A 25,087-nucleotide genomic window follows, 5' to 3' on the forward strand; every position below is an offset into this window, starting at 1 on the left:
AATCCGATGAAAATGGGAGCGACTGCCGGCTCGGCCCTGGCCCTGATGTTTTCCACGTCCGCCTTTGCCCAAAGTGGCGTCACGCTGTACGGCATCATCGACGAGGGCATCAACTACACGAATAACGTCGGCGGGCATAGCCTGACCGAGGTGGCAAGCGGCTTTGCGCAAGGCAGCCGTTGGGGCCTGAAGGGAACGGAAGACCTGGGGGGCGGCCTCAAGGCCTTGTTCCAGCTCGAGAACGGCTTCAATGCGAGCAACGGCAAGGCGGCACAGGGCGGTTTACTCTTTGGCCGGCAAGCCTACGTCGGGCTATCCGACAATCAGTACGGGAGCGTCACGCTGGGACGCCAGTATGACTCGGTGATCGACTATCTCGCGCCGACGACTGTTGCCGGAAATTGGGGGGGAACCATGTTCGGCCACCCCTACGATAACGACAACATGATCTACTCGTTCCGCGTCAACAATACCGTCAAGTACACGAGTCCCTCGTTTGGCGGGTTCCAGTTCGGCGGCACCTACAGCTTCAGCAACGACACCAACTTCGCCAACAACCGCCAGTACGGTGCGGGGATGCAATACGCGAGCGGAGGCTTGTTGCTGGCGGCGGCCTATCTGCAGGCGGACAACCCGTCTGCTACGTCAGGCGGCGCCATCAATAACGGCGGCGACCAGAATTTCCTTGCCAAGCGCTTGCGCATCTTCGGTGCCGGCGTCAACTACACGTTCGGCGCGGCGACGGCCGGCTTCGCCTACTCCAACTCGAATCTGACCGAGCCGCTGTCGACCTCGTACATCTCCGGCTCGATCCTGCCGGCCACTGGTACGTTGAACTCACTCCGATTCCAGAACCTGGAGGTGAATTTCAAGTACCAGTTCACGCCCGCTTTTTATGCAGGTGGGGCTTATACGCTCACCCTGGAGAACTTCAACGCATCGTCAGGCGACGCGAAGCCGAAAGTGCATTCCTTCGGCCTGATGGCGGATTACAGCTTCTCGAAACGCACCGACGTCTATATCCAGGGGGCCTACCAGCGTGTCACCGGCGGCAAGACCGGCACCGCATTGGACATGGCTGACCTGCCCGGCGCGGCGAACGCATCATCGACGTCGAGTCAGTTCCAGGTTCGCGCCGCGATTCGCCACAAGTTTTGAGCCTGGCCTTCTGAGGTGGCCGCGAGTCGCGACTGCGACTCGCGGCGAACGCCCGGCCAGGCACTCCCCGCGGGAGCCGGGTGTGCGCGTCAGGACGACTTGTCCGCTACGCCAGGGTAAAACGTGGTCTCGCCTGTCGCGTCCTCCGTTGCCAGCGTTTCCAGCGCGACCCCGCGGGTCTCGATCCCTAGCATCCACACAGCGAGTGCCGCTACCGCGAATGAGAGCGCGCCAAGCGTGAACACTCCGCCCTGTCCGAACACGGGCAACACGACGCCAACCACATAGGGGCCGATCAGCGAGCCGATCCGCCCGACTGCCGAGGCGAAGCCAGACCCCGTTGCACGTGAGCCGGTGCCGTACTGTTCCGGCGTGTAGGTGTACAGCACCGCCCACATGCCGAACAGGAAGAACTGCATCGCGAGGCCGGTGCCGATGAGCAGCGCGATACTGCCGCCATACAACGCACTCTGGCCGTACAGGTACGCCATCATGCCGCCGCCGAGCAGCGACGCGATGCAGGTTGGCTTGCGCCCCCAGCGCTCGACGAGCCATGCTGCGCACAGGAAGCCCGGCACCCCGCCAAGCGAGATCAGTACCGTGTAGTACACCGATTGCGTGACTGCAAAGCCGGCCTGCTGCAACAGCGCGCCAAGCCAGGACGTCAGCCCGTAGAAGCCGAGCAGCGCGAAGAACCATAGCAGCCAGACCATCGTCGTGCGGCGGCGGTACGCGCCGCTCCAGATCTCGCGCAGGGCGCTACGGCCGCGCACGGGCGCCGCCGTCAGGTGCTGCGATGGCCGAGGCAGCATCGCGACGCCGGCCGAGCGCATCACCCTGGCCTCGATGTTACACATCACTGCGTCGGCTTCAGCGTGCCGGCCCGTATGCTCGAGCCAGCGCGGCGACTCGGGCACGATACGGCGCACGATCAGCACGAACACGGCCGGGATCGCGAGCAGTGCAAACACGGCGCGCCAGCCGAACTGCGGCAGCACGAAGTAGGAGATGATGCCAGCCGTGATAAATCCGAGCGGCCAGAAGCCGTCCATCAGTGCGATCAGCCGGCCGCGGTTCGCGGTGGGGACGAATTCCGACAGCAGAGTCTGCGCGACCGGAAACTCCATGCCCATGCCGACGCCCAGCAGTACGCGCCACGCGATGAGCGCCTCGACGCTTTGTGCAGTCGAGCACAGATACGACGCTATGCCCCACAGCACCATGCTCCAATGGAACACGGGTCTGCGTCCGAAGCGGTCCGCGAGCAGGCCGGCGAGAGCCGCGCCGACCACCATCCCGATGAAGCTTGCGCTGGCGACCAGGCCGGTCATTGCGGTGGATAGCCCGAATTCCTGCTTGATCGAGCCCAGGATAAAGGTCATGGTCGCAAGATCGACCGAGTCGAAGAAGAATGCGATCGCGATGATGAAGAAAATCAGTTTGTGATAGCCGGAAAACGGCAGGCGCTCGAGCCGGGCGGCGGCGTTCGAACGCGTGGATGAGGTGGTAGGCGTTGGCATGGCGTCCTTGGAAAAATTCAGGTCCTCTTAGCAAGTTGCTTGCAGGCCCCGAATCTTCAGTAGACGCGGATATTGCCGAACACTCTGGAGGATACGCGCCGTCGGTATGTGTAAATCCGCCATCGGCGGCCCAATGCAAAGGGCTACCGCTTAATTCGCCCAGTGCGCGTGCGGAGCTGGAGATCCCGGCGGTTCCGACGCTCCCGATGTCGGCCTTGTTCAAGCACTCGTCGTGTTTTGGACATACTCGCCCGTCGCCCGGATCTACTCTCGATAACGCTGCCGCGCATGCCGCGCCGATCGGCGTGGCCGCGGCACGATTCAATGAGACATGGAGACAATGCGATGAGCAGCAACCGAGGTGTCGTATATCTTGGGTCGGGCAATGTCGAGGTGCAGAAGATCGACTATCCGAAGATGGTCGACCCGAGCGGCCGCGCAATCGGCCACGGCGTGATCCTGAAAGTCGTGAGCACCAACATCTGCGGGTCGGATCAGCACATGGTTCGCGGTCGCACGACCGCGCCGATTGGCCTCGTGCTAGGTCACGAAATCACCGGCGAGGTGATCGAGGTCGGCCGTGACGTCGAAACGCTGAGGATCGGCGACCTGGTGTCCGTACCGTTCAATGTCGCGTGCGGACGATGCGCGATGTGCAAGGAGCAACACACCGGCGTATGCCTGAACGTCAATCCGTCGCGTGCCGGCGGTGCGTACGGGTACGTCGACATGGGCGGCTGGATTGGCGGCCAGGCCGAGTACGTCCTGGTGCCATACGCCGACTTCAACCTGCTGAAGTTCCCTGACCGCGACCAGGCGATGTCGAAGATGCGCGACCTGACCTGCCTGTCAGACATTCTGCCGACTGGCTATCACGGTGCAGTCACCGCAGGCGTGAAGCCGGGCTCGACCGTCTACATCGCCGGCGCGGGCCCGGTCGGCATGGCCGCCGCCGCTTCGGCACGCCTGCTCGGCGCGGCATGCACGATCGTCGGCGACATGAACCCGGCGCGTCTCGCGCATGCGAAGGCAATGGGTTTCGAAGTCGTCGATCTGTCGAAGGACGCTACGCTGGGCGAGCAGATCGCCGCGATTCTCGGCACACCGGAGATCGACTGCGCGGTCGATTGCGTCGGCTTCGAGGCGCACGGCCACGGCTCGTCGGGACATGCGGAGGAGGCTCCCGCCACCGTACTCAATTCGCTAATGGAGATCACCCGGCCCGCCGGTGCGATCGGGATTCCGGGCCTCTACGTGACCGATGATCCTGGCGCCAAGGATGCCGGGGCGCAGCGCGGAAGCCTGAGCATTCGCTTTGGCCTCGGCTGGGCGAAGTCGCACTCGTTCCATACGGGCCAGACGCCCGTACTCAAATACAACCGCAACCTGATGCAGGCGATCCTGCACGATCGCCTGCCGATCGCGGACATCGTGAATGTGACTGTAATTGCACTTGATCAGGCGCCCGAGGGCTACAAGCAGTTCGATGGCGGCGCCCCGCGCAAATTTGTCATCGATCCGCACGGACTGCTGGCGGCCTGACCGGCCAGTCACAGATGAAGCGGGCGGCCGAGGTTCGGCCGCCCGTTTTATTTATCTGTATCGTGCCTCAATGTGGGTGCATCATCGCGGAAGACGATGAGTACGTGGATGCGCCCTGTCCTGCCAGCTTCGCCAGGGGGGCGCCCTGCGCCCGGCGCTCGAGCGTTGGCGGGAGGCCGAATGCCTCGCGATAGCTCTTGCTGAAATGGCACGCGGACTGGAAGCCACATGCCGTCGTGATGTGCATAATCGACATATCCGTCTGCAGTAGCAGCTCTCGCGCGCGGCGCAGGCGCAGCGTCAGGTAGTAATGCGTCGGTGTCATGCCGAGGTGGTCACGGAACAGTCGCTGCAACTGCCGCTGCGACAGGCTTGCCAGCCGTGCGAGCTCTTCGCGCGACAGTGGCTCCTCGATATTGTTCTCCATCAGCGACACCACTTCGAACAGCGACTTCTTGGCCGAGCCAAGGCGCGCCACCAATGGCATCTTCTGCTGCGCACTGGTGTCACGCACATGCTCGACAATAAACTGCTCGGCGATCTGGGTGACAAGCGCGGTGCCCACGCGCCGGGTGATCAGGTTCAGCATCATGTCCAGCGGTGCAACGCCGCCGGTACATGTAACACGGTCGCGGTCGATCACGAACAATTCCTTCAGGAAGCGCGTGTCGGGAAACTCTTCCTTGAGCGCCGACATATTCTCCCAGTGGATCGCGCAGGCGTAGCCGTCGAGAAGCCCCGATCTCGCGAGTGCGTACGTGCCGGTGCACAGGCTGCCCAGCATGAGGCCCTCGCGCGCCGCGCGGCGCAGCGTGGAAAGGTGCTCGGCCGTCGTCGAACGCTGTACGTCGATACCCCCGCACACGAACACGATGTCGGGACGCCCGATGCTGTGCGCCGGCTGCGTGTCGATTGACAGGCCATTGCTCGCCGTCACGGGACCGCCGTCGGGGCTGATGATGGTCCAGCGGTACAACTCCTGGCCGCTTAGGTAGTTGGCCATCCGCAGCACTTCTATCGCATTGGTGAATGCGATCATCGTGAAATTGGGTAGCGGCATGAACGCGAAGTGGGATAACGACGCGGCGCGGTCGGTCGGCATGGGGGCGTCCTTCGGGTTTTTAAGGTGCATGTCCAGGCCTTGGGAAAGGGATCTGGATGCTGTTTGTATTCATTGTTAAATCAGCCGCAACTAGCATGCCATACGGCGAAACCCTAGCCCGCTGGAAGGGTGCGCCACTGGAGACATAGCGGGCGGCGCGCTTGTTGCACTGCAATCGCGCCACGCGCACCAGCGATGCGCGTCCGGCACCTCCGCAGTGCCATCGCCGGGCGACTTGTGCAAATCGGACGCAAATGGCGGAAATCGAAAAGAACGCGTCTGAATTCATCAATCGGCCAAAAACACGAACGACAAGAATAGAGCCATCGGCAACGCTGCGCTGATCAGGCGGAAAAGCCTGGCGCAGCGGGCTTTTCGCCCCATTCAGCGTTTTCCCTACCACACGGACCTCTATGTCGAACACCCAGACTTTCTTCTCGCAGCCCTTGGCCGAGCGCGATGCGCTGGTTCGCGGCGCCCTCTCGAAGGAACTCGAGCGTCAGCAGTCGCAAGTCGAGCTGATCGCGTCCGAAAATATCGTGTCGCGTGCGGTGCTGGAAGCGCAAGGCTCGGTACTGACCAACAAGTACGCCGAAGGCTACCCGGGCAAGCGCTACTACGGCGGCTGCGAATTCGCCGACGAAGTCGAATCGCTCGCCATCGAGCGCGTGAAGCAACTCTTCAATGCCGGCTATGCCAACGTGCAGCCGCACTCGGGCGCCCAGGCGAACGGCTCGGTGATGCTCGCGCTGACCAAGCCGGGCGATACCGTGCTCGGGATGTCCCTCGACGCTGGCGGTCACCTGACCCATGGCGCGAAGCCGGCCTTGTCGGGCAAGTGGTTCAACGCCGTTCAGTATGGCGTTAACCGTGAGTCGATGCTGATCGACTACGACCAGGTCGAAGCGCTCGCGAAGGAGCATAAGCCGAGCCTGATCATCGCCGGCTTTTCCGCGTATCCGCGCCAACTCGACTTCGCCCGCTTCCGTGCGATCGCCGACAGCGTCGGCGCCAAGCTGATGGTCGACATGGCGCACATCGCTGGCGTGATCGCTGCAGGCCGCCACTCAAATCCCGTGGAGCACGCCCACGTCGTCACCTCGACCACGCACAAGACCCTGCGCGGCCCCCGCGGCGGCTTCGTGCTGACAAACGAAGAGGAGATCGCCAAGAAGATCAACTCGGCCGTGTTCCCCGGTCTGCAGGGCGGCCCGTTGATGCACGTGATTGCAGCCAAGGCGGTCGCGTTCGGCGAGGCGCTGACATCGGAGTTCAGGACCTACATCGACAATGTGCTCGCCAACGCGAAGGCGCTGGGCGAAGTGCTGAAGGAAGGCGGCGTTGACCTCGTGACCGGCGGCACCGACAACCACCTGCTGCTCGTCGACCTGCGCCCGAAGGGGCTCAAGGGCACGCAGGTCGAGCAGGCGCTCGAGCGCGCTGGCATCACCTGCAACAAGAACGGCATCCCGTTCGACACCGAGAAGCCGACCATCACGTCGGGCATCCGGCTCGGCGCGCCGGCCGCTACGACGCGCGGCTTTGGCGTTGCGGAGTTCCGCGAGATCGGCCGCCTCATCCTCGAAGTGTTCGAGTCGCTACGCGCGAATCCGGACGGTGACGCCGCTACCGAGCAGCGCGTGCGCCGCCAGATCTTCGTGCTGTGCGAACGCTTCCCGATCTACTGAACCGCCGAACGGACTGGAACTAACTATGAGCCCGCTGCACCAGGACAGCATCATCATCGACGGCCTGAACATCTCGAAGTTCGAGCGCTCGGTGTTCGAAGACATGAAGAAGGGCGGCGTCACGGCCGCGAACTGTACGGTCTCGGTCTGGGACAACTTTACCAAGACCGTCGACAACATTGCGCTGATGAAGAAGGCGATTCGCGACAACAGCGAACTGCTGACGCTGGTGCGCACCACCGAGGACATCTACCGCGCGAAGCAGGAGGCCAAGACCGGCGTGATCCTCGGCTTCCAGAACGCACACGCCTTCGAGGACAACCTCGGCTACGTCGAAGCCTTCGCCGACATGGGCGTGCGCGTGGTGCAGCTCTGCTACAACACGCAGAACCTGGTGGGAACCGGTTGCTATGAGCGTGACGGCGGGCTGTCGGACTTCGGCCGCGAGGTGATCACCGAGATGAACCGCGTTGGCATCATGGTCGACCTGTCGCACGTTGGAGGCAACACGTCGTCCGAGGCGATCGCGTTCTCCAGGAAGCCGGTCTGCTACTCGCACTGTCTGCCGTCCGGTCTGAAGGAGCATCCGCGCAACAAGAGCGACGCACAGCTCAAGGAGATCGCGGATGCAGGCGGCTTCGTTGGCGTGACCATGTTCGCGCCATTCCTCAAGCGCGGGATCGAAGCGACGGTCGAGGACTACATCGAGGCGATCGACTATGTCATTAACCTGATCGGCGAAGATGCGGTCGGCATTGGCACCGACTTCACGCAGGGCTACAGCACGGAATTCTTCGACATGCTGACGCACGACAAGGGCCGCTATCGGCGCCTGACCAACTTCGGCAAGGTAATCAACCCCGAAGGCATCCGCACGATCGGCGAGTTCCCCAACCTGACCGCGACGATGGAGCGCGCGGGCTGGAAGACCTCCCGGATCCAGAAAATCATGGGCGAGAACTGGGTGCGCGTGTTCAAGGAAGTCTGGGGCGCGTAAGCCGCGCGCTCTTTCACCCCTTCACAACATACCGGACGTGCCGCACGAGATGCGCGGACACGCGGGCGAGGCCGCGCCTGCGCAAGGACGCCAGCGGCTTTTTTCCTCACGGAGCCTACAACGATGCAACCGCAACTGCCGATCGACGTCGATCCCGAAACCGGTGTCTGGACCACCGACGCGCTGCCTATGCTTTATGTGCCGCGTCACTTCTTCACGAACAACCATGTCGCTATCGAAGAGGCGCTCGGCCGCGATGCGTACGCCGAGATCCTCTACAAGGCCGGCTACAAGTCCGCCTACTACTGGTGCGACAAGGAGGCGAAGCTCCACGACATCAGCGGGATGGCGGTGTTCGAACACTACCTGAAGCGGCTGTCGCAGCGCGGCTGGGGCCTGTTCTCGATCCTCGAGGCCGATCCGACGAAGGCAAGCGCGCGCATCGCGCTGCGCCACTCGTCATTCGTGCTTCAGCAGCCGGAACGGAGCGGCAAGCTTTGCTACATGTTCGCCGGCTGGTTCGCCGGCGCGATGGACTGGGTCAACGACACGGCCAACGCGGCCAAGGGCGCCCCGCGCGCGCAGTCTAAGGAAGTGCAGTGCGCGGCCGAGGGGCACGATCACTGCGTGTTCGAAGTGTCACCGATCTCGCGCTGACATCCAAGCCCGGCCGCACTACGCCAAATACGAGACACACCAACGCCAGAGGTCGTCCGCGATGCGTTATCCCCACCTGTTCAAACCTTTGCAGCTTAATCAACTGACGCTTCGCAACCGGATCGTCAGTACGGCGCACGCGGAAGTGTATGCCGAGCCGGGCGGCCTGCCGGGCGACCGCTACATTCGCTATTACGAGGAGAAGGCAAAGGGTGGCGTCGGCCTCGCCATCTGCGGCGGCTCGAGCCCCGTTTCGATCGACAGTCCCCAGGGCTGGTGGAAGTCGGTGAATCTGTCGAGCGACAAGATCATCGACCCGCTGTCGCGGCTCGCCGAAGCGATGCACCGGCACGGCGCCAAAATCATGATCCAGGCCACGCACATGGGACGCCGCTCGGCGTTCCACGGCGAGCACTGGCCGCACCTGATGACGCCGTCCGGTGTGCGCGAGCCCGTGCACCGTGGCAACGCAAAAATCATCGAGGTCGAGGAGATTCGCCGCATCATCACCGACTTTGCGGCTGCCGCGAAGCGCGTGAAGGATGCAGGCATGGATGGCATCGAGATCTCGGCCGCGCACCAACACCTGATCGACCAGTTCTGGAGCCCACGCACGAACTTCCGCACCGACGAGTGGGGCGGCAGCCTTGAGAACCGCCTGCGCTTTGGCGTGGAAGTGCTCCAGGCCGTGCGCGAGGCGGTTGGCAAGGACTTCTGCGTCGGTCTGCGCATGTGCGGTGACGAGTTCCATGAAGACGGTCTCGATCATGAGCAACTCAAGGAGATCGCGCAGGCGATGTCCGAGACCGGTCTCATCGATTATCTCGGTGTGATCGGCTCCGGCGCCGATACGCATAATACGCTCGCGAACTGCATGCCGCCGATGGCGCTACCACCCGAGCCGTTCGTGCATCTTGCGGCGGGCATCAAGTCGGTTATCAAGGTGCCCCTGATGCACGCGCAAAGCATCCGCGACGCGGGCCAGGCCGAGCGCCTGCTCGCGAACGGCATGGTCGACCTCGTCGGCATGACGCGCGCGCAGATCGCCGATCCGCACATGGTCATCAAGATTCGCGACGGCCGCGAGGATGAAATCAAGCAATGTGTCGGCGCGAACTACTGCATCGACCGCCAGTACAACGGCCTCGATGTGCTGTGCGTGCAGAACGCCGCGACCTCGCGCGAGGCGACGATGCCGCACATCATCGAGAAGTCGCGCGGTCCGAAGCGCAAGGTCGTCGTGGTTGGCGCCGGCCCGGCGGGGCTGGAAGCGGCGCGCGTCGCGCGCTCGCGTGGCCATGATGTCGTGCTGTTCGAGAAGAACAACGAAGTGGGCGGGCAGATCCTGCTCGCCTCGAAAGCGCCGCAGCGCGAGCAGATGCAGGGCATCGTGCGCTGGTTCGACATGGAGACGAAGCGCCTCGGCGTCGACCGGCGCCTGGGCGTTGAAGCGGATGCGAAGATGATCATGGCGGAGAAGCCGGACATTATCGTGCTCGCGACAGGCGGTCGGGCATTCTCCGATCAGGTGCCCGGCTGGGCCGTTGCCGACGGGCTCGCGGTCAGCTCCTGGGACGTGCTGGCCGGGCGCGTGGAGGCTAAGGAGAATGTGCTCGTCTACGACGGCGTGAGCACGCACGCAGGCGCGGGCGTTGCCGACTACCTGGCGAGCCGCGGTGCGAAGGTCGAAATCGTGACGCCCGACGTCAAGGTTGCCGACGATTGCGGCGGCACGACCTTTCCGATCTTCTATCGCCGACTCTACGCGCAGGGCGTGATTCATACGCCGAACTACTGGCTCGACCGAGTCTATGAGGAGGGCGGGAAGACGATCGCGGTGCTGCGCAACGAGTACACGGAGGAGCTGGAGGAACGTGCCGTCGACCAGGTCGTGATCGAGAACGGCTCGACACCGAACGACGCGCTGTACTGGAAGCTCAAGCCGGAATCCGTCAACCGCGGCCAGGTCGACGTACACAAGCTGTTTGCGTCGGAGCCGCAGCCGTGCCTGTCGGAAACGCTCGGCAACGGCCGCTTCCTGTTGTTCCGCGTCGGCGACTGCATCTCGATACACAACATCCATGGCGCGATCTATGACGCGCTGCGGCTCGCGAAGGATTTCTGACCATGAATCCGTCCCTCCTGATTACCGTTCTGCTTTGGCTGTCGGTCGCGGGGCTAGCGTTCGCGGTCATGAAGCGCGCCTCGTACTGGCGGCTCGGGCGGGCAACCGCGCCCGGATCGTTCGGCATCACGAACCTGCTGGCCATCCCGAAGCGATACTTCGTCGACCTGCACCACGTCGTCGCCCGCGATCCGTACATCGCGAAGACGCACGTCGCCACGGCGGGCGGTGCGCTTGCCGCGCTGGCGCTCGTGTTCGTCAACTACGGTCTCGCGATCTACTCGCCATGGCTTGACAAGGCGATTTTTGCCGCGGCACTTGCGATGTTGATTGGCGTGGTGTTCGTCTGGCGCCGTCGTGCCGCGAAGGACGTGCCGGCGCGCCTGTCGAAAGGTCCGTGGAACACACTGCCATGGCTGCTCGGGTCGTTCGCGCTTGGCCTCGTACTGTTTGTGGCCGTGCCGGCTGAGCTGATGTCGGGCGCCTTCGCGGTGGTCTGCGCGCTGCTGATCGGCGCCGGCGCGTTCGCGATGACATTCGGCGCGGCGAAAGGTGGGCCGATGAAACACGCCATCGCGGGCCTGATGCACCTGGCATTTCATCCTCGCCAGGAGCGGTTCGCCGGCAGGGCGGACTCGTATACCGGTAGCGGCACCGCCACGCCACCGACTGCGCTCAAGCTGCCCGAGATCGAAAAGCAGGAGTACGGCGTTGCCAAGCCCGTCGAGTTCCGCTGGAACCAGCTGCTGAGCTTTGACGCTTGCGTGCAGTGCGGCAAGTGCGAGGCGGCGTGTCCCGCGTTTGCCTCGGGCCAGCCGCTCAATCCGAAGAAGCTGATCCAGGATCTCGTGGTCGGCATGGCGGGTGGCACCGATGCCGCGTATGCCGGCAGCGCGACGCCCGGGATTGCCGTCGGCCGCCATCGCGGCGAGCCGAATGGCCTGATTGTATCGGGCCTGATCGAAGCGCAGACGCTGTGGTCGTGCACGACCTGCCGCGCGTGCGTGCAGGAGTGCCCGATGCTGATCGAGCACGTCGATGCGATCGTCGACATGCGCCGCAACCAGACGCTGGTGCATGGCGCCGTACCCGGCAAGGGCGCCGAAGTGCTTGCGAACCTGCGCGAGACCGGCACGATGGGCGGTTACGACACCGCGGCGCGCTATGACTGGTCGGTCGACCTCAATGCGCCGGTCGCGCAGCGGGGCAAGTCGGTAGACGTGCTGATCGTTGCCGGCGAGGGTGCGTTCGACATGCGCTATCAGCGCACCCTGCGGGCCTTCGTGAAGGTGCTGAACAAGGCCGGCGTCGATTATGCGGTGCTCGGCGGCGCGGAGACCGACACCGGCGACGTGGCCCGCCGTCTCGGCGATGAGGCGACGTTCCAACAGATGGCGAAACGCCTGATAGGCACTCTCGGCAACCTGTCCTTCAGGCAGATCGTGACGGCAGATCCACACGTGATGCACAGCTTGCGCAACGAGTATCGCGCCCTGGGCCTGCGCGTCACGGTCAAGCATCACACGAGTTATCTCGCCGAGTTGGCTGACAGTGGCCGCATCGCGCCGAAGGCACTCGAGGCGCTGCGCGAAAAGCGCACCACCTATCACGACCCATGCTATCTCGGCCGCTACAACGGCGAGACCGAGGCGCCCCGCAAGCTGCTGAAGACGATCGGCATCAAGGTGGTGGAGATGGAGCGCAACGGCATGCGCGGCCGCTGCTGCGGCGGCGGTGGCGGTGCTCCGCTGACCGATATCCCTGGAAAGCAGCGCATCCCCGACATCCGCATCGCCGATGCGCGTGCGGTCGGCGCGGAGGTGGTTGCGGTCGGGTGCCCGAACTGCACGGCAATGCTCGAAGGCGTCGTCGGCCCGCGCCCGGACGTGCTTGATGTAGCCGAACTCGTTGCGGCCTCGCTGGAGTGACTCGATGAACAAGATCCCACGTATCGATCCGCGTCGGCCATTCATGATTACGGCGGCAGGCTTGCGAAGGATCACCCTGGGCGAGACGGGCAGCGCGGATCCGAATACCGCGCACTGGCCCGCGCACGGCCACGGCGCGACGACGGCAAGGCCGCGCCGCGCGATCAGCGATCCGCAGCACGTGCTGCTCGTCGTCGCGCACAGCGAACGCGGCGCGCTCGACGATCACGCGTGCCAGGCGCTCGCCGCGGCCGCGCTGCTTGCCGATGCGCAGACCGAAGTCGCGCTGCTGGTGTTCGGCGATCTGAAGGACGACGCGGCGGCGCTCGGTGCGGACAAGATTATCGTGCTGCCCGGATTCGATCGCCGCGCGTTTGCGCCCGAAGCCGAGCTGCGGGCTTTGCTGGCCTGCACGGCTGCATTGTCACCCAAGCATGTGGTCCTGCCTGATAACGCGACCGGGGACGGCGACCTCGGCCGCCGCTACGCGGCGGCGGCGGGTGCGAGCGTCGCGACGCACGTCGTCGAGATCGACGCGCGCCACGTTGGCACCTATGCCCAGGCGAAGCGCGCGTTCGCGACGCGCTCCCTTCCCGACGTGATCTTGCTTGCACCCGGCGCCGCAGACACGAAGCTGCCGTTCACCGGTGCCGGCCAGACGCTGTCCGGCGACTTCCTGCTCGGGATCGGCGACGGCTCGCAGCCGTACCGCGATCTGGGACTTGAGGAGATCGATGCCGCACAGGTCGCACTCGAGGAAGCGGACTTCATCGTGTCCGCCGGCAACGGCGTGGCCGATATCGGCGACTTCGAGCAGCTCGCCCGCGTGTTTGGCGCGGCGATCGCCGCGAGCCGCGTCGCAGTCGACAACGGCCATTTCACGCGCGACAAGCAGGTCGGCGCGACCGGAAAGACAGTCGAGGCGAGTGTCTATATCGCATTCGGCATCTCGGGCGCCGTGCAGCACCTGCAGGGCATCAAGGACTGCCGTCATGTGATCGCCGTCAACCTGGACGGCAGCGCACCGATCGCCAAGCGCGCGAACCTGACCATCGTCGGCGACGCGAAGGAGACGATCGCGGCGCTGATCGAAGCGGTGCAGGCCGCGCGCCGCGCAAACGGAAGGGCGCCGGCCGCGGCCGGCTTCCGCGAACCCCTAGGAGCCGCAGCATGAACGCCTCCCAAGCAATTCGACGCATCGCAGTGCTGGTGTCGGTCGGCCGTCATCCGGTCAGCGGCGCGCAGCGCTGCAGCCGCAACGACGCGGCGGCGCTGGAGATCGGCCTGGCGCTCGCGGACGAGCATCGCGCGCAGCTCGCGGTGCTGCACGCTGGAGACGCCGCCGAGCCGGCGCTCGCCGAATACCTGGCGCTCGGCGCCCGCGAAGTCGAGGTGCTTGCATGCGGCGCCGGCAGTGACGCCGGGCGCACGCTGGCCGCTCGCGTGAAGGACTACGACCTCGTGCTGACCGGCACCCGTGCGGAAGGCGCCTACGACACAGGGATGCTGCCGTACCAGCTCGCCGCGGCGCTTGGCCGCCCGCTGGTCGGCGCGGCCGTCGACGTCGAGATCGGGGACGGGCGCGTCACCGTGCGGCAGTTCCTGCCGAAGGGCTTGCGCCGGCGCGTCCAGGCGGTGCTGCCGGCCGTGGTGGCCGTCCATCCACTTGCGAACGCGCAGCCGCGCTATGCGTATGCAAGGCTGCGCGCGGGGGCGATCCGGACGGCGCCCGCGGCAAGATACGAAGACGCCGGCGCCGCCGCATGGACGATCGGCGTTCCCGAACGCAAGCCTGTCAGGCTGGCCGCCGCCGAGAAGCGCTCCGGGCATGCCCGGATGCTGTCGGCGACGACCACCGAGAGCCGCGGCGGAAACGTCGTAAACGGAGGGACTTCGGTCGAAAAAGCACAAGTCATCCTCTCGTACTTGCGCGAGCATCAACTCATTGACTACTGATGTTGCCGGTCTGTCGGCAAACAAACCAGGAATGCAGGGAATCCGGAGCAAAACCATGAAAGTATCGGCAGACATTCGTGCGCTGGTGGAGCGGCGCAAGCAAGGCTTCAGCCTCGAGGCGCCTTTCTATCAGAGCGAGGAGATCTTTGCGCTCGACATGGAAGCGATTTTTCGCAAGCATTGGATTCACGTGGCCGTCGAGCCGGACGTGCCGGAGCCGGGCGACTACGTGACCGTCGAACTCGGCCACGACTCGATCCTGATCGTGCGCGACGACGACATGCAGGTGCGCGCCTTCCACAACGTATGCCGTCATCGCGGCGCGCGGCTGTGCAACGAGGACAAGGGCACGGTCGGCAACATCGTCTGCCCGTATCACAGCTGGACCTACAACCTGAACGGCAATCTGATTTTTGCCGAGCACATGGGCGAGAAGTTCGACCGCTGCAAGCACAGCCTCAAGTCCGTCCACGTGGAGAACCTTGCGGGCCTGATCTTCGTCTGCCTGGCCGACGAGCCCCCCGCCGACTTCGCGACGATGCGTGCCGCGATGGAGCCGTACCTGCTGCCTCACGATTTGCCAAATACGAAGATTGCCGCGCAGATCGACATCGTCGAGAAGGGCAACTGGAAGCTCACGATGGAGAACAACCGCGAGTGCTATCACTGCGTGGCAAACCATCCCGAGCTGACCATCTCGCTGTACGAGTACGGATTCGGCTATCAGCGCTCGCCGGCCAATGCCGAGGGTATGGAAGCGTTCGAGCAGACGTGCATCGAGCGCGCCGAGCAATGGGAAGCGATGGGCCTGCCGTCGGCGGAGATCGAGCGCCTGCTCGACACGACGGGCTTTCGTACGCAGCGCCTGCCACTGGACCGCAGCGGCGAATCGCAGACACTCGACGCGAAGGTTGCCTCCAGGAAGCTGCTGGGCAAATTCGAGCAGGCCGACCTCGGCGGGCTCTCGTTCTGGACACAGCCCAACGCATGGCATCACTTCATGAGCGACCACATCGTTACGTTCTCGGTGATCCCGCTGTCCGCCGGTGAAACCCTTGTGCGCACGAAGTGGCTGGTCCACAAGGATGCGCAGGAAGGCGTCGACTATGACGTGAAGAATCTGACGGCGGTATGGAACGCGACCAATGATCAGGACCGCGCCCTCGTCGAGTACTCGCAGCGCGGCGCGGCAAGCAGCGCGTACGAGCCCGGCCCGTACTCGCCGTTCACCGAAGGTCTTGTCGAGAAGTTCTCGGCCTGGTATGTCCGCCGGCTCGCCGAGCAGATTGGCGAATAGGCGAATAGGCGAAAGCGAAAGAGGCGGAGATGGAGATGATGCGCGATGCGGTCCAATTCGAGCCGGCCGATTGCCGGGTGACGCGCCCGGCGTTCTGGAGTGCGCTCCCCGAGCGCTGGACCAGCGACGTCGAGGAGACGCTGGTGTGCTGCCACGTGCGGCAGGAAACGCACGACGTGAAGAGCTTTTTCTTCCGTTCAGCGGAGGGGCGCGCATTCGTCTTCGAGCCGGGCCAGTTCATTACGCTTGAACTCGATATCGAGGGCGAAACGATCAACCGGTGCTACACGATTTCGTCGTCCCCGGCGCGGCCGCACACGATCTCGATCACCGTTAAGCGCGTACCGGGCGGCAAGGTCTCGAACTGGCTGCACGACAACCTGAAGCCGGGGGCGCCGATCCGCGTGCTCGGTCCCGCCGGCGAGTTCACATGCGCGCGGCATCCGGCAAGCAAATTCCTGTTCCTGTCGGCAGGTTCCGGCATCACGCCGCTGATGTCGATGAGTCGAGCGCATCACGATCTCGGCGAGGACCGGGACATCGTATTCGTGCATAGCGCACGCACGCCGGACGACATTATCTTCGCGCGCGAACTCGACCTGATCGCCGCGAACCATGCGAACTTCCGCACGTCCTTTGTCTGCGAGCGGGTGGGCGCGCGCACCAACTGGCCCGGCGTGACGGGGTTCCTGTCGCTTCCGCTCCTGAAGCTGATCGCGCCGGATTTCATGGAGCGCGAGATCTTCACATGTGGGCCGGCGCCATACATGAAGGCGGTGCGCGCCCTGCTCGAGGAGGCCGGTTTTGATCGCAGCCGCTACCACGAGGAGAGTTTCTCGTTCGAGACGCTGACGGCCGAGGCCGCGGCCGACCCATCTGTTGCCGGCGCAGCACCGGCGACAAACGGCAATGCGGCTACGGCGCAGTTCAGCGTCAGCTTCGCGAAGAGCCAACGCGAGATCATCTGCGGTTCGGGACAGCATGTACTCGAAGCGGCGCGGCAGTCAGGCGTACGGCTGCCCGCGTCATGCACGCAGGGCATGTGTGGCACCTGCAAGGTCAGGCTCATGTCAGGCCAGGTCGAAATGAAACACAACGGCGGCATCCGCCAGCGCGAGATCGATCAAGGGATGGTGCTTTTGTGCTGCAGCAAGCCGCTGTCGGATCTTGTCATCGATAAGTGAGTCAGGCGTCAGCCACGCGGCCAGCGGCCGAAAGACGTCTGCCTCGCCGCTTTCTCGACGATTTTAAGTACACGGGGCGTTACCGCTCCGGCCAAAGGAGGTGTGCCATGAAGCTTCTCTCTAAACTGGTTTTTGCCGGCGCAGCGTCGGTGATGTTGACATGGAGCGCGTTTGCGCTTGGGGATACCAAGCCGCCCTTGAAGATAGGCTACGTCGAGGGATGGGATGACAGCGTCGCGACGACGAACGTGGCCGCCCGGATCATCGAGAAGAAGCTGGGGTATCCGGTGCAGCTCGTGCCGCTCGCTGCGGGCGTTATGTGGCAGGGCGTCGCGCGTGGCGATCTCGATGCGACGCTCTCCGCCTGGCTGCCGGTTACGCAGGGGGCGTACTGGGACCAGTTCAAGACCAAGGTGGTCAATCTCGGCCCGAACTTTACAGAGGCGAGAATCGGACTGATCGTTCCTGCATCCGTGAGCGCGAAGAGCATCGATGATCTGAATGCTCAGAAGGCGACGTTCGAAGGCCGCATCGTCGGCATAGACGCTGGCGCCGGGGTGATGCGCAAGACCTCCGAGGCAATCAAGACTTATGGACTTAGCTATTCGCTGATGCCAAGTTCGGGCAGTGCGATGACTGCCGAGCTGGCGCGCGCGATGAACGCGAACAAGCCTGTGATCGTGACCGGCTGGGCGCCACACTGGATGTTCGCCAAGTGGAAGCTGCGCTTCCTGGAGGATCCGAAGAAGGTGTTCGGCGAGTCCGAACACGTCGACAACATTGTGAACCCGGGTCTGGAGGCAAAAGCAAAGCCGGTTGTGGCATTCCTTAAGAAGTTCCAGTGGAAGCCGGGGGAAATCGATAGCGTGATGCTCGCCATCCAAAGCGGCACGAAGCCCGATGCCGCCGCCGACGCGTGGATCTCCGCAAATGCAGAGCGCGTGAATGCGTGGCTCGACGGCGAGCGCTGATTCACGGAAGAAAGCCAGAGCCTCAAGAAACCCGGTCACGGTCGCATGCGAGCGTGGCCGGTTTTGCTTTGGGGCTACGGAAGTACGACCGTCCGGTCTCCGTTGAGAAACACCCGCCGCTGGATGAACGCCTTGACGGCGCGCGCAAGCGTGATGCATTCGACGTCGCGTCCCACGGCGAGCAGTTGTTCCGGTCGGTACGAATGATCGACGCGCTCGACGGCCTGTTCGATGATCGGGCCTTCGTCGAGATCGTCGGTGACGAAATGCGCGGTTGCGCCGATCAGCTTGACACCGCGCGCATGCGCCTGGTGATATGGCTTTGCGCCCTTGAAGCCAGGCAGGAAGGAGTGGTGAATGTTGATGGCACGATTGGCGAGCGCCGCGCTGGTTCCGGGGGACAGCACGTGCATGTAGCGCGCGAGAATCACCAGTTCGGCGCCGCTTGACTCGAAGAGGTCGAGCCAGCGCGCCTCCTGTTGTGCCTTCGTCTCGGGCGTGATCGGGAAATGCCGGAATGGGAGATTGTGCTGCTGGGCAAGCGGTTCCAGGTCAGGATGGTTCGAGCCGATCCCGACAATGTCCATCTCCAGTTCGCCCATTCGCCAGCGGAAAAGTAGGTCCGCGAGGCAATGCTCGAGCTTCGACACCATGATCAGTACCTTTGGTCGGGCGAGCGCGTCGTGGATCGCCCATTGCATGCTGAAGCCGTCCGCAATCGGGCTGAATTCCTGCCGCAACACGTCGAGATCCAGCGTTTGTGTGTGCGTCGGATGGAATACACAGCGCAAGAAGAAGCGGTCGCTCAGATCGTCATCGAAGACGGTTAGCTCGTCGATGTAGCAGTGGTGGCGTTCGAGCAGGCCGACGACCGCGGCCACCTGGCCGGGGGCGCTCGGGCACGACAGCGTGAGAATGAATGACTGAGAACGGGGCAGGGCGTCCATGGGATTCCTTTCTTCGGGGTGATGGCCCGCGGACGCGTGGTGCGCTCGCGCGTGCCATTGCGCGAAGTAAAGCAGGACAAGGGACAGGCCGGATAGAACCGAAGCGCCGCGTGGCTGGTATCGGCGCGCCAACGCGGATTGGCGCCGCGATGCCAGAGTCGGAAGCGTGTTGGCGTGAGCGCGTCGCAATCGCTCCATTCGACGTCGCATGCGGACAAGTAGGGGAAAACAATCGCTTGCGATGGTTGCCGGTGTCGCATTTGTGCAAGCACTTGTCGGAATTCATCAGCAGGGGGCGGCCATTTCTGTCAACTATGGAGGGGATCGCACGATGTCCGTTTGTGATGCGGCGAATCGAATTAGCCAGAGCATTCCAGGAAGAGGTAGCAACGCACCGCCCAGCGCCTTTCAGACATAAGTGGTGCAGGCATGCCATATGACGTATGAGTCCCCGCAGGACCAGGAGAAGGTTTCGATGGATAGTCCCAAGGTCGTGGTCGAAGGTCTGTGCAAGGTATTTGGAAGTAATCCGCAACAGGCGCTTGACATGCTTGCCGCCGGTTCGACGAAGGACGAGGTATTCAGGCGCACCGGCCAGGTCGTCGGCGTGCATAACGTATCGTTCGATGTCAAGGAAGGTGAGATCTTTGTGCTGATGGGCCTGTCCGGCTCCGGCAAGTCAACGCTGATCCGTCTCGTGAACCGGCTCGTCGAGCCGACAGCCGGCAAGGTGCTGATCGGCGGCCGCGATGTGGCCACCGTGTGCCGCTCGGAGTTGATCGCGCTGCGCCGCAAGGACATGAGCATGGTGTTCCAGTCGTTCGCGCTGATGCCGCAGCGCACTGTGCTGTCGAATGCCGCGTTCGGGCTGGAGGTCGCCGGCGTCGGCAGGAAGGAGCGTGAGCGCAGAGCGATGGATGTGCTCGAGCAGGTGGGTCTCTCGACGTTTGCCCAGAAGCTGCCGCGGGAGCTGTCGGGTGGCATGCAGCAGCGCGTGGGCCTTGCGCGGGCACTTGCGGTCAATCCGTCTCTGATGATCATGGATGAAGCGTTTTCCGCGCTCGATCCCCTCAAGCGCAAGGAAATGCAGAACGTGCTGCTGCAGCTTCAGAAGGAGCATCGCCGCACGATCATGTTCGTGTCGCACGATCTGGAGGAGGCGTTGCGCATCGGTAGCCGCATCGCGATCATGGAAGGCGGCCGGCTGGTACAGGTTGGCACGCCGCAAGAGATCATTGCGAAGCCGGCCGACGACTACGTCCGCACGTTCTTCGACGGCATCGACACGAGCCGCTACCTGACCGCCGGCGACCTGATGCAGATGGACGCCGTGCCGATCATGTCAAAGTTCGATGCCGCGAGCGTCGCGGCGACGCTCAACGGCCATGCCTCATATGCCTTCGTTCTCGATGCCCAACGCAGGCTACGTGGCTGCGTCATGCGCGGCGCAACGGAAAGCGTTCGGCCCGTGGAAAGCATCCGGCGCGACGCCTCGCTGGAGCATGTTGTCGAGCGCGTTGTCGCGAGCCCGAATGCGCTGCCAGTCGTTGACGAGAATGGCTGCTACTGCGGGTCGGTAGACCGCGCCGTCATCCTCAAAGCTATTACGCACCTGAGAGGTCACCATGTCTGAATCCCTTCCGCTCGGCCACTGGGTCGACCAGTCTGTCCATTACCTTCTCGACCACGACGCGGCGACATTCGACGCGGTCGGACGCGCGATCGAGGGCCTCGCCGCACTGATCGAGCGAAGCCTGCAGGCGGTTCCGATGTGGCTGATGATGGCCATCTTCATTGGCGTCGGGCTTTGGCGGGTCGGCTGGCGGTTTGCACTCTTCACTGCCGCATCGCTATTCGTCATCTTCGCCACAGGTTTTTGGGATCAGACGGTCATCACGCTCGGACTCACGCTGTCATCGACGATCATCAGTCTGGTGCTTGGCGTTCCGCTTGGCATCTGGGCGGCGAAGAGCAGGGTGGTTGCGGCCATCGTACGGCCAGTTCTGGACTTGATGCAGACCATGCCGGCATTCGTCTACCTGATTCCAGCCGCAATGCTGTTCGGCCTGGGCCGCGTGCCCGGTATCCTCTCGACGGTGATCTTTGCAATGCCGCCGGCGGTGCGCCTGACGAGCCTTGGCATCCGCCAGGTGAACATGGAGATCGTCGAGGCGGGTTATGCGTTCGGCTGCACGCCGTTTCAGCTCCTGTACAAGGTGCAGTTCCCGAACGCGCTGCCGTCGATCATGCAGGGCGTGAACCAGACGATCATGATGGCGCTGTCGATGGTGATCATCGCATCGATGGTCGGCGCAGGCGGCCTGGGCAACGAGGTGCTCGCGAGTATCCAGAGACTCGACATCGGCCTGGGCTTCGAAAGCGGCCTGTCGGTTGTTCTGCTGGCAATCGTCCTTGACCGCATTACGGAGAGCTTCGGCCGCGCGCCCGGCACGGCCAAGGCACCACTGTTCTCGGGGCTCAGGCAGCTGTTTTGCGCCAAGACCACGACGGCGCAAGCCTGATCGCGGATCATCCGTTCGCCAGGAGAGTGACGTGAGCTCCGTTGCCGCTGCGCTGGCTGACAGCGCTTCAACTTCGATGTCGTCTCTCGCGCATTTCGGCTTTCTTACGTTGCCCGAGTTCTCCATGATCGCGTTCTCGAGCGCGGTCGAAGTGCTGCGCATGGCGAACTATGTCGGTCGCGCCGAACATTACACGTGGTCGATCTATTCGACCGACGGCGCGCCGGTGCACGCGAGCAATGGCATCGTGGTACGCCCGACGCGCGCGCTCGATGACTCGAGCTTGCCGGACGTAATGATCGTTTGTGGCGGCATTCGCATTCGCGATGCCGTCGACGATGGCACGCGCGCGATGCTGGCGAAGCTCGCCGGGCAAAGCATGCCGCTCGGTGGCATCTGCACGGGCGCCTATGCGTTGATATCTAGCCGTCTGCTCGACGGTTACCGCTGCGCTGTGCATTGGGAGAACCGATCCGCACTGTACGGCGAGTTCCCGCAGGTGCAATTCGCCGACGAGCTGTTCGTCATCGACCGCGACAGGCTGACGTGCACGGGTGGCACGGCACCGATCGACATGATGCTGAATCTTGTGGGCTCGCGGTTCGGCCAGCAACTTGCCGCGCAGGTCTCCGAACAGTTCATTCTCGAGCGGATCCGTAGCGCGACCGATCCGCAGCCGATCCCGGTCGATGCGCGGGTCGGCCTTTCGCGGGCCGAGTTGGTCGAGGTCGTGCGCCTGATGGAGGCGAATATCGAGGAACCGTTGTCTCTAGATGAACTGGCGCGGCTCGTCCGGCTGTCGCAGCGGCATCTCCAGCGAATGTTCAGGTTCTATCTGAACGTATCGCCAACCCACCACTACATGACCGTGCGCCTGAAGCGCGCACGCGAGCTGCTGCGCACGACGAACGCGTCAATTGCCCGGGTGACTGCTGTCTGCGGATTCCATTCTCCGAGCCATTTCAGCAATGCATATCGCGCGCTGTTTGGTCATGCGCCCAGTCACGAACGCCGGCCGACAGCATGATCACCGGTGGGGTACGAAGCAATCACCAGGATCACGGACGCAATGCGCAGTATCGCGCTGGTTTGACTACCGACCTTGATATTCCGATGAGCCAGACGACCTTACACGCATTGCGCACTCCACTGTATGAGCGGCACCGTTTCATGCACGCCCGCATGGCTGATGTGGGTGGCTGGAGTCTGCCAGTGGCCTACGGATCCCAGATCGAGGAGCACCACACCGTGCGTGAGGATGCCGCTATGTTCGATGTCTCGCACATGTGCGTGATCGACATACGCGGCGTGGACGTTCGAAGGTTTCTCGGCAAGCTTCTCGCCAACGATATCGGAAAGCTGAAGTCGCCAGGCAAGGCACTTTATTCGTGCATGCTTAACGAAGAAGGTGGGGTGATCGATGACCTGGTCGTCTACTACCTGGACGATGAATACTTCCGTATTGTCTTGAACGCGCACACTGCAAGGCGGAACATTCAATGGATTCAGTCGCAGATCGTTGCGACAAAAAGCTCGGTTGCTCTGGTCGCGCGCCGTCAGGATCTTGTCACGGGCCACCAGGACGCGCTGGCAATGATCGCCGTGCAGGGTCCCTATGCCCGGCAGAAGGTGTTTCAAGCCATTCCGTCAACACACGTTGCTGAAAGGGTGAAGCCGTTCAATTCCATCATCGTGCATGACCCCGAGGTGGGCGAACTCATGCTGGCGCGAACGGGGAAGACCGGCGAGGATGGCTTCGAAGTCGTCATGTTGGCCAAGCATGCCGTTAGGGTATGGGACATGCTGAGGTCGGCTGGCGTCCCTGCCGCCGGACTTGACGCGTGGGAGACGCTTCGGCTCGAAGCCGGCATGCACTTGCATGGCCGGGACATGGACCCGCAGACCTCGCCTTTGGATGTTGGCTTGGGCTGGACTGTGGATCTGGGGACCGGGCGCGAATTCGTCGGCAAGGCAGCGCTACGTGCTCGTCGCCAGGATTGGCAGTTCGTCGGGCTCGCTTTTGAAGGAAGCGCCGCGGTTGCTCGTACACAGAGCCCCGTGATGAGCCTTGAAGGGGATGTGATTGGTAAGGTCACCAGCGGAACCTATAGCCCGACGCTTCGGATCGCCATCGCATTGGCACTGGTGACCCCGGACATCAAGTTCGGCTCGTATGTGAGTGTCGAGGTCTACAACAAGAGAATCTCTGCGAAAGTAGTTCGTCCGCCTTTCGTACGGGACGGGAGCTCAGTGCAGCAACTGCTATAGGGCGGGCGCGGACGACATTCTCCCGGATCGGTTACTTTCACCGAGAAGAACAGTAGAACGCTTATGCATGACAACTTGCCACAGCGCTTGCGCTCGCTTCTTTTCGTTCCCGCGGATAGCGACCGCAAGCTTGCGTCCTCGCTCAAATCAGCAGCGGACGGGCTGGTGTTCGATCTGGAAGATGCTATCCCGGAGCCGGGGAAAGGTGATGCACGCCGCAAGCTGGTCGCCTTCCTGGCGCAGCATCGCGCCTCAATGCATTCGGCCTTGCTGGTGCGTGTTAACGGGCTGGCGTCCGGCCACATTCTAGACGACCTCGCCGCCGTGATCCCGCATCGGCCCAATGCGATCGTGCTGCCGAAGTGCCGTAGTGTCGATGATGTGCATCGCCTTTGCGACTACCTTGCGGCCTTTGAGTGTGCGCTGTTGGACGATGGGTGGGAAGTCTCCATCATCGCGATGGCTACAGAGTCGTCCGAGAGCGTGTTCGGCTTGCCGTCGTATCGCAACGGACCCATGCGGCTGCGCGCGCTGATGTGGGGGGTGGACGACCTTGCGGCAGACCTTGGTGCGTTCTCGTCGCACACGGGCAAGGCGCTGACTGCACCGTTTTCCGTGGCCCGTACCATGTGTCTGCTGGCGGCCGCGCAGGCGGGGATCGACGCCATCGACGCTGTCAGCACGAGCCTGACCGACCCGGCGGAGATCGGAGAAGAGGCTGCGCAGGCAAAGCGGGACGGATTTTCGGCCAAGGCCGCGGCTCATCCTGCTCACATTGATGCCATCAACCAGGCCTTCGTACCGCAGGATGAGGAAATACGCTGGGCCAGACAGGTCGTCGATTCATTCTCAAGGGTCGGTGCTTCGGGTGTGGCCAGGCTGGGCAATGCAATGATAGATCGGCCGCATCTGCGCCTCGCCCATCGCATCTTGTGTCAGATCGACGAGGGTTGATTCTTGCTGCTCGCGTCGTATGGGCATCTGTGTATCGAGGATACGGCGGTATGGCCACTTCGGGATTCACTAGCGGAGGACGAAGGTCAATGAGGGCGAAGGAGATGGGCGTCAGCATTCTTTTCATGGCATGCATTGCCATCGCTTATTTCTTGCCAGACCGGATATCGGTTCCGATGATGCTAATTGCATCAATCGCGGCTGTCGTCCATGCGTGCTTGCAAGAATAGACAGGCTGACCAGCGCGCTCCGTTTCGGCGTCGGGTCGGAG

20 protein-coding genes are annotated in these 25,087 nt (G+C 63.3%); 17 read left to right on the forward strand and 3 right to left on the reverse strand.

Annotated features, from left to right (window positions below):
* The first annotated feature begins 6 nt into the window (after window positions 1-6).
* Window positions 7-1,158: a porin gene (locus CupriaWKF_RS32115; protein ID WP_276103383.1), complete on the forward strand. Its 1,152-nt coding sequence runs from the start codon at window positions 7-9 to the stop codon at window positions 1,156-1,158.
* A gap of 89 nt (window positions 1,159-1,247) precedes the next feature.
* Here CupriaWKF_RS32115 and CupriaWKF_RS32120 read toward each other — a convergent pair whose 3' ends face one another.
* Entirely contained in the window at window positions 1,248-2,678 is a 1,431-nt protein-coding gene (locus CupriaWKF_RS32120) for an MFS transporter (RefSeq protein ID WP_276103384.1), read from the reverse strand.
* A 345-nt stretch (window positions 2,679-3,023) separates the two neighbouring features.
* Here CupriaWKF_RS32120 and fdhA point away from each other — a divergent pair, with 345 nt between their 5' ends.
* Entirely contained in the window at window positions 3,024-4,220 is a 1,197-nt protein-coding gene (fdhA, locus tag CupriaWKF_RS32125; RefSeq protein WP_276104087.1) for a formaldehyde dehydrogenase, glutathione-independent, read from the forward strand.
* A gap of 67 nt (window positions 4,221-4,287) precedes the next feature.
* Here fdhA and CupriaWKF_RS32130 read toward each other — a convergent pair whose 3' ends face one another.
* On the reverse strand, window positions 4,288-5,322 hold the full coding sequence (locus CupriaWKF_RS32130; protein WP_276103385.1) for a GlxA family transcriptional regulator: 1,035 nt from the start codon (window positions 5,320-5,322) through the stop codon (window positions 4,288-4,290).
* A gap of 413 nt (window positions 5,323-5,735) precedes the next feature.
* Here CupriaWKF_RS32130 and CupriaWKF_RS32135 point away from each other — a divergent pair, with 413 nt between their 5' ends.
* The 10 genes from CupriaWKF_RS32135 (at window position 5,736) to CupriaWKF_RS32180 (ending at window position 18,125) form a co-directional block, all read left to right on the forward strand.
* Window positions 5,736-7,010 (forward strand): serine hydroxymethyltransferase, encoded by a 1,275-nt coding sequence (locus CupriaWKF_RS32135; RefSeq protein WP_276103386.1) that lies wholly within the window; start codon window positions 5,736-5,738, stop codon window positions 7,008-7,010.
* Window positions 7,011-7,035: 25 nt separating this feature from the next.
* On the forward strand, window positions 7,036-8,007 hold the full coding sequence (locus tag CupriaWKF_RS32140) for a dipeptidase (protein WP_276103387.1): 972 nt from the start codon (window positions 7,036-7,038) through the stop codon (window positions 8,005-8,007).
* Between the two features lie 123 nt (window positions 8,008-8,130).
* The gene (locus CupriaWKF_RS32145; RefSeq protein WP_276103388.1) at window positions 8,131-8,664 is read left to right on the forward strand and encodes a DUF5943 domain-containing protein; all 534 of its coding nucleotides are present in this window, start codon (window positions 8,131-8,133) and stop codon (window positions 8,662-8,664) included.
* A gap of 61 nt (window positions 8,665-8,725) precedes the next feature.
* Window positions 8,726-10,789, forward strand: a complete 2,064-nt coding sequence (locus CupriaWKF_RS32150; RefSeq protein WP_276103389.1) for an NADH:flavin oxidoreductase — start codon at window positions 8,726-8,728, stop codon at window positions 10,787-10,789.
* Window positions 10,790-10,791: 2 nt separating this feature from the next.
* A complete protein-coding gene (locus CupriaWKF_RS32155; protein ID WP_276103390.1) occupies window positions 10,792-12,717 on the forward strand; it encodes a (Fe-S)-binding protein in 1,926 nt (641 codons plus the stop codon).
* 4 nt (window positions 12,718-12,721) lie between these two features.
* Window positions 12,722-13,891 carry an electron transfer flavoprotein subunit alpha/FixB family protein gene (locus CupriaWKF_RS32160; RefSeq protein WP_276103391.1) on the forward strand — a complete coding sequence of 390 codons (1,170 nt, stop codon included), beginning with the start codon at window positions 12,722-12,724 and terminating at the stop codon, window positions 13,889-13,891.
* Window positions 13,888-14,673, forward strand: a complete 786-nt coding sequence (locus CupriaWKF_RS32165; RefSeq protein WP_276103392.1) for an electron transfer flavoprotein subunit beta/FixA family protein — start codon at window positions 13,888-13,890, stop codon at window positions 14,671-14,673. Before CupriaWKF_RS32160 ends, CupriaWKF_RS32165 begins: the two co-directional genes overlap by 4 nt.
* 55 nt (window positions 14,674-14,728) lie before the next feature.
* The gene (locus tag CupriaWKF_RS32170) at window positions 14,729-15,970 is read left to right on the forward strand and encodes an aromatic ring-hydroxylating dioxygenase subunit alpha (protein ID WP_276103393.1); all 1,242 of its coding nucleotides are present in this window, start codon (window positions 14,729-14,731) and stop codon (window positions 15,968-15,970) included.
* 35 nt (window positions 15,971-16,005) lie between these two features.
* Entirely contained in the window at window positions 16,006-17,154 is a 1,149-nt protein-coding gene (locus tag CupriaWKF_RS32175; protein WP_276103394.1) for a hybrid-cluster NAD(P)-dependent oxidoreductase, read from the forward strand.
* A gap of 107 nt (window positions 17,155-17,261) precedes the next feature.
* The gene (locus CupriaWKF_RS32180) at window positions 17,262-18,125 is read left to right on the forward strand and encodes a glycine betaine ABC transporter substrate-binding protein (RefSeq protein WP_276103395.1); all 864 of its coding nucleotides are present in this window, start codon (window positions 17,262-17,264) and stop codon (window positions 18,123-18,125) included.
* Between the two features lie 74 nt (window positions 18,126-18,199).
* On the opposite strand, the gene purU is transcribed toward CupriaWKF_RS32180, so the two are convergent.
* Window positions 18,200-19,072 carry a formyltetrahydrofolate deformylase gene (gene purU, locus CupriaWKF_RS32185; protein WP_276103397.1) on the reverse strand — a complete coding sequence of 291 codons (873 nt, stop codon included), beginning with the start codon at window positions 19,070-19,072 and terminating at the stop codon, window positions 18,200-18,202.
* A 475-nt stretch (window positions 19,073-19,547) separates the two neighbouring features.
* Between purU and CupriaWKF_RS32190 the strand changes: the two genes are divergently transcribed.
* The 5 genes from CupriaWKF_RS32190 to CupriaWKF_RS32210 all read left to right on the forward strand — a co-directional run bounded on the left by CupriaWKF_RS32190 (window position 19,548) and on the right by CupriaWKF_RS32210 (window position 24,816).
* Window positions 19,548-20,705 carry a glycine betaine/L-proline ABC transporter ATP-binding protein gene (locus tag CupriaWKF_RS32190; RefSeq protein WP_276103398.1) on the forward strand — a complete coding sequence of 386 codons (1,158 nt, stop codon included), beginning with the start codon at window positions 19,548-19,550 and terminating at the stop codon, window positions 20,703-20,705.
* On the forward strand, window positions 20,698-21,594 hold the full coding sequence (choW, locus tag CupriaWKF_RS32195; RefSeq protein ID WP_276103399.1) for a choline ABC transporter permease subunit: 897 nt from the start codon (window positions 20,698-20,700) through the stop codon (window positions 21,592-21,594). The genes CupriaWKF_RS32190 and choW overlap by 8 nt, the downstream gene beginning before the upstream one ends.
* Window positions 21,595-21,670: 76 nt before the next feature.
* A complete protein-coding gene (locus tag CupriaWKF_RS32200; protein WP_276104088.1) occupies window positions 21,671-22,621 on the forward strand; it encodes a GlxA family transcriptional regulator in 951 nt (316 codons plus the stop codon).
* An 86-nt stretch (window positions 22,622-22,707) separates the two neighbouring features.
* Window positions 22,708-23,862 carry a glycine cleavage system aminomethyltransferase GcvT gene (gcvT, locus tag CupriaWKF_RS32205; protein ID WP_276104089.1) on the forward strand — a complete coding sequence of 385 codons (1,155 nt, stop codon included), beginning with the start codon at window positions 22,708-22,710 and terminating at the stop codon, window positions 23,860-23,862.
* 63 nt (window positions 23,863-23,925) lie between these two features.
* Window positions 23,926-24,816, forward strand: a complete 891-nt coding sequence (locus CupriaWKF_RS32210; protein ID WP_276103400.1) for a CoA ester lyase — start codon at window positions 23,926-23,928, stop codon at window positions 24,814-24,816.
* Window positions 24,817-25,087: the final 271 nt, after the last annotated feature.

Origin of the sequence: Cupriavidus sp. WKF15 (assembly GCF_029278605.1) — a bacterium.
GTDB lineage: Bacteria > Pseudomonadota > Gammaproteobacteria > Burkholderiales > Burkholderiaceae > Cupriavidus.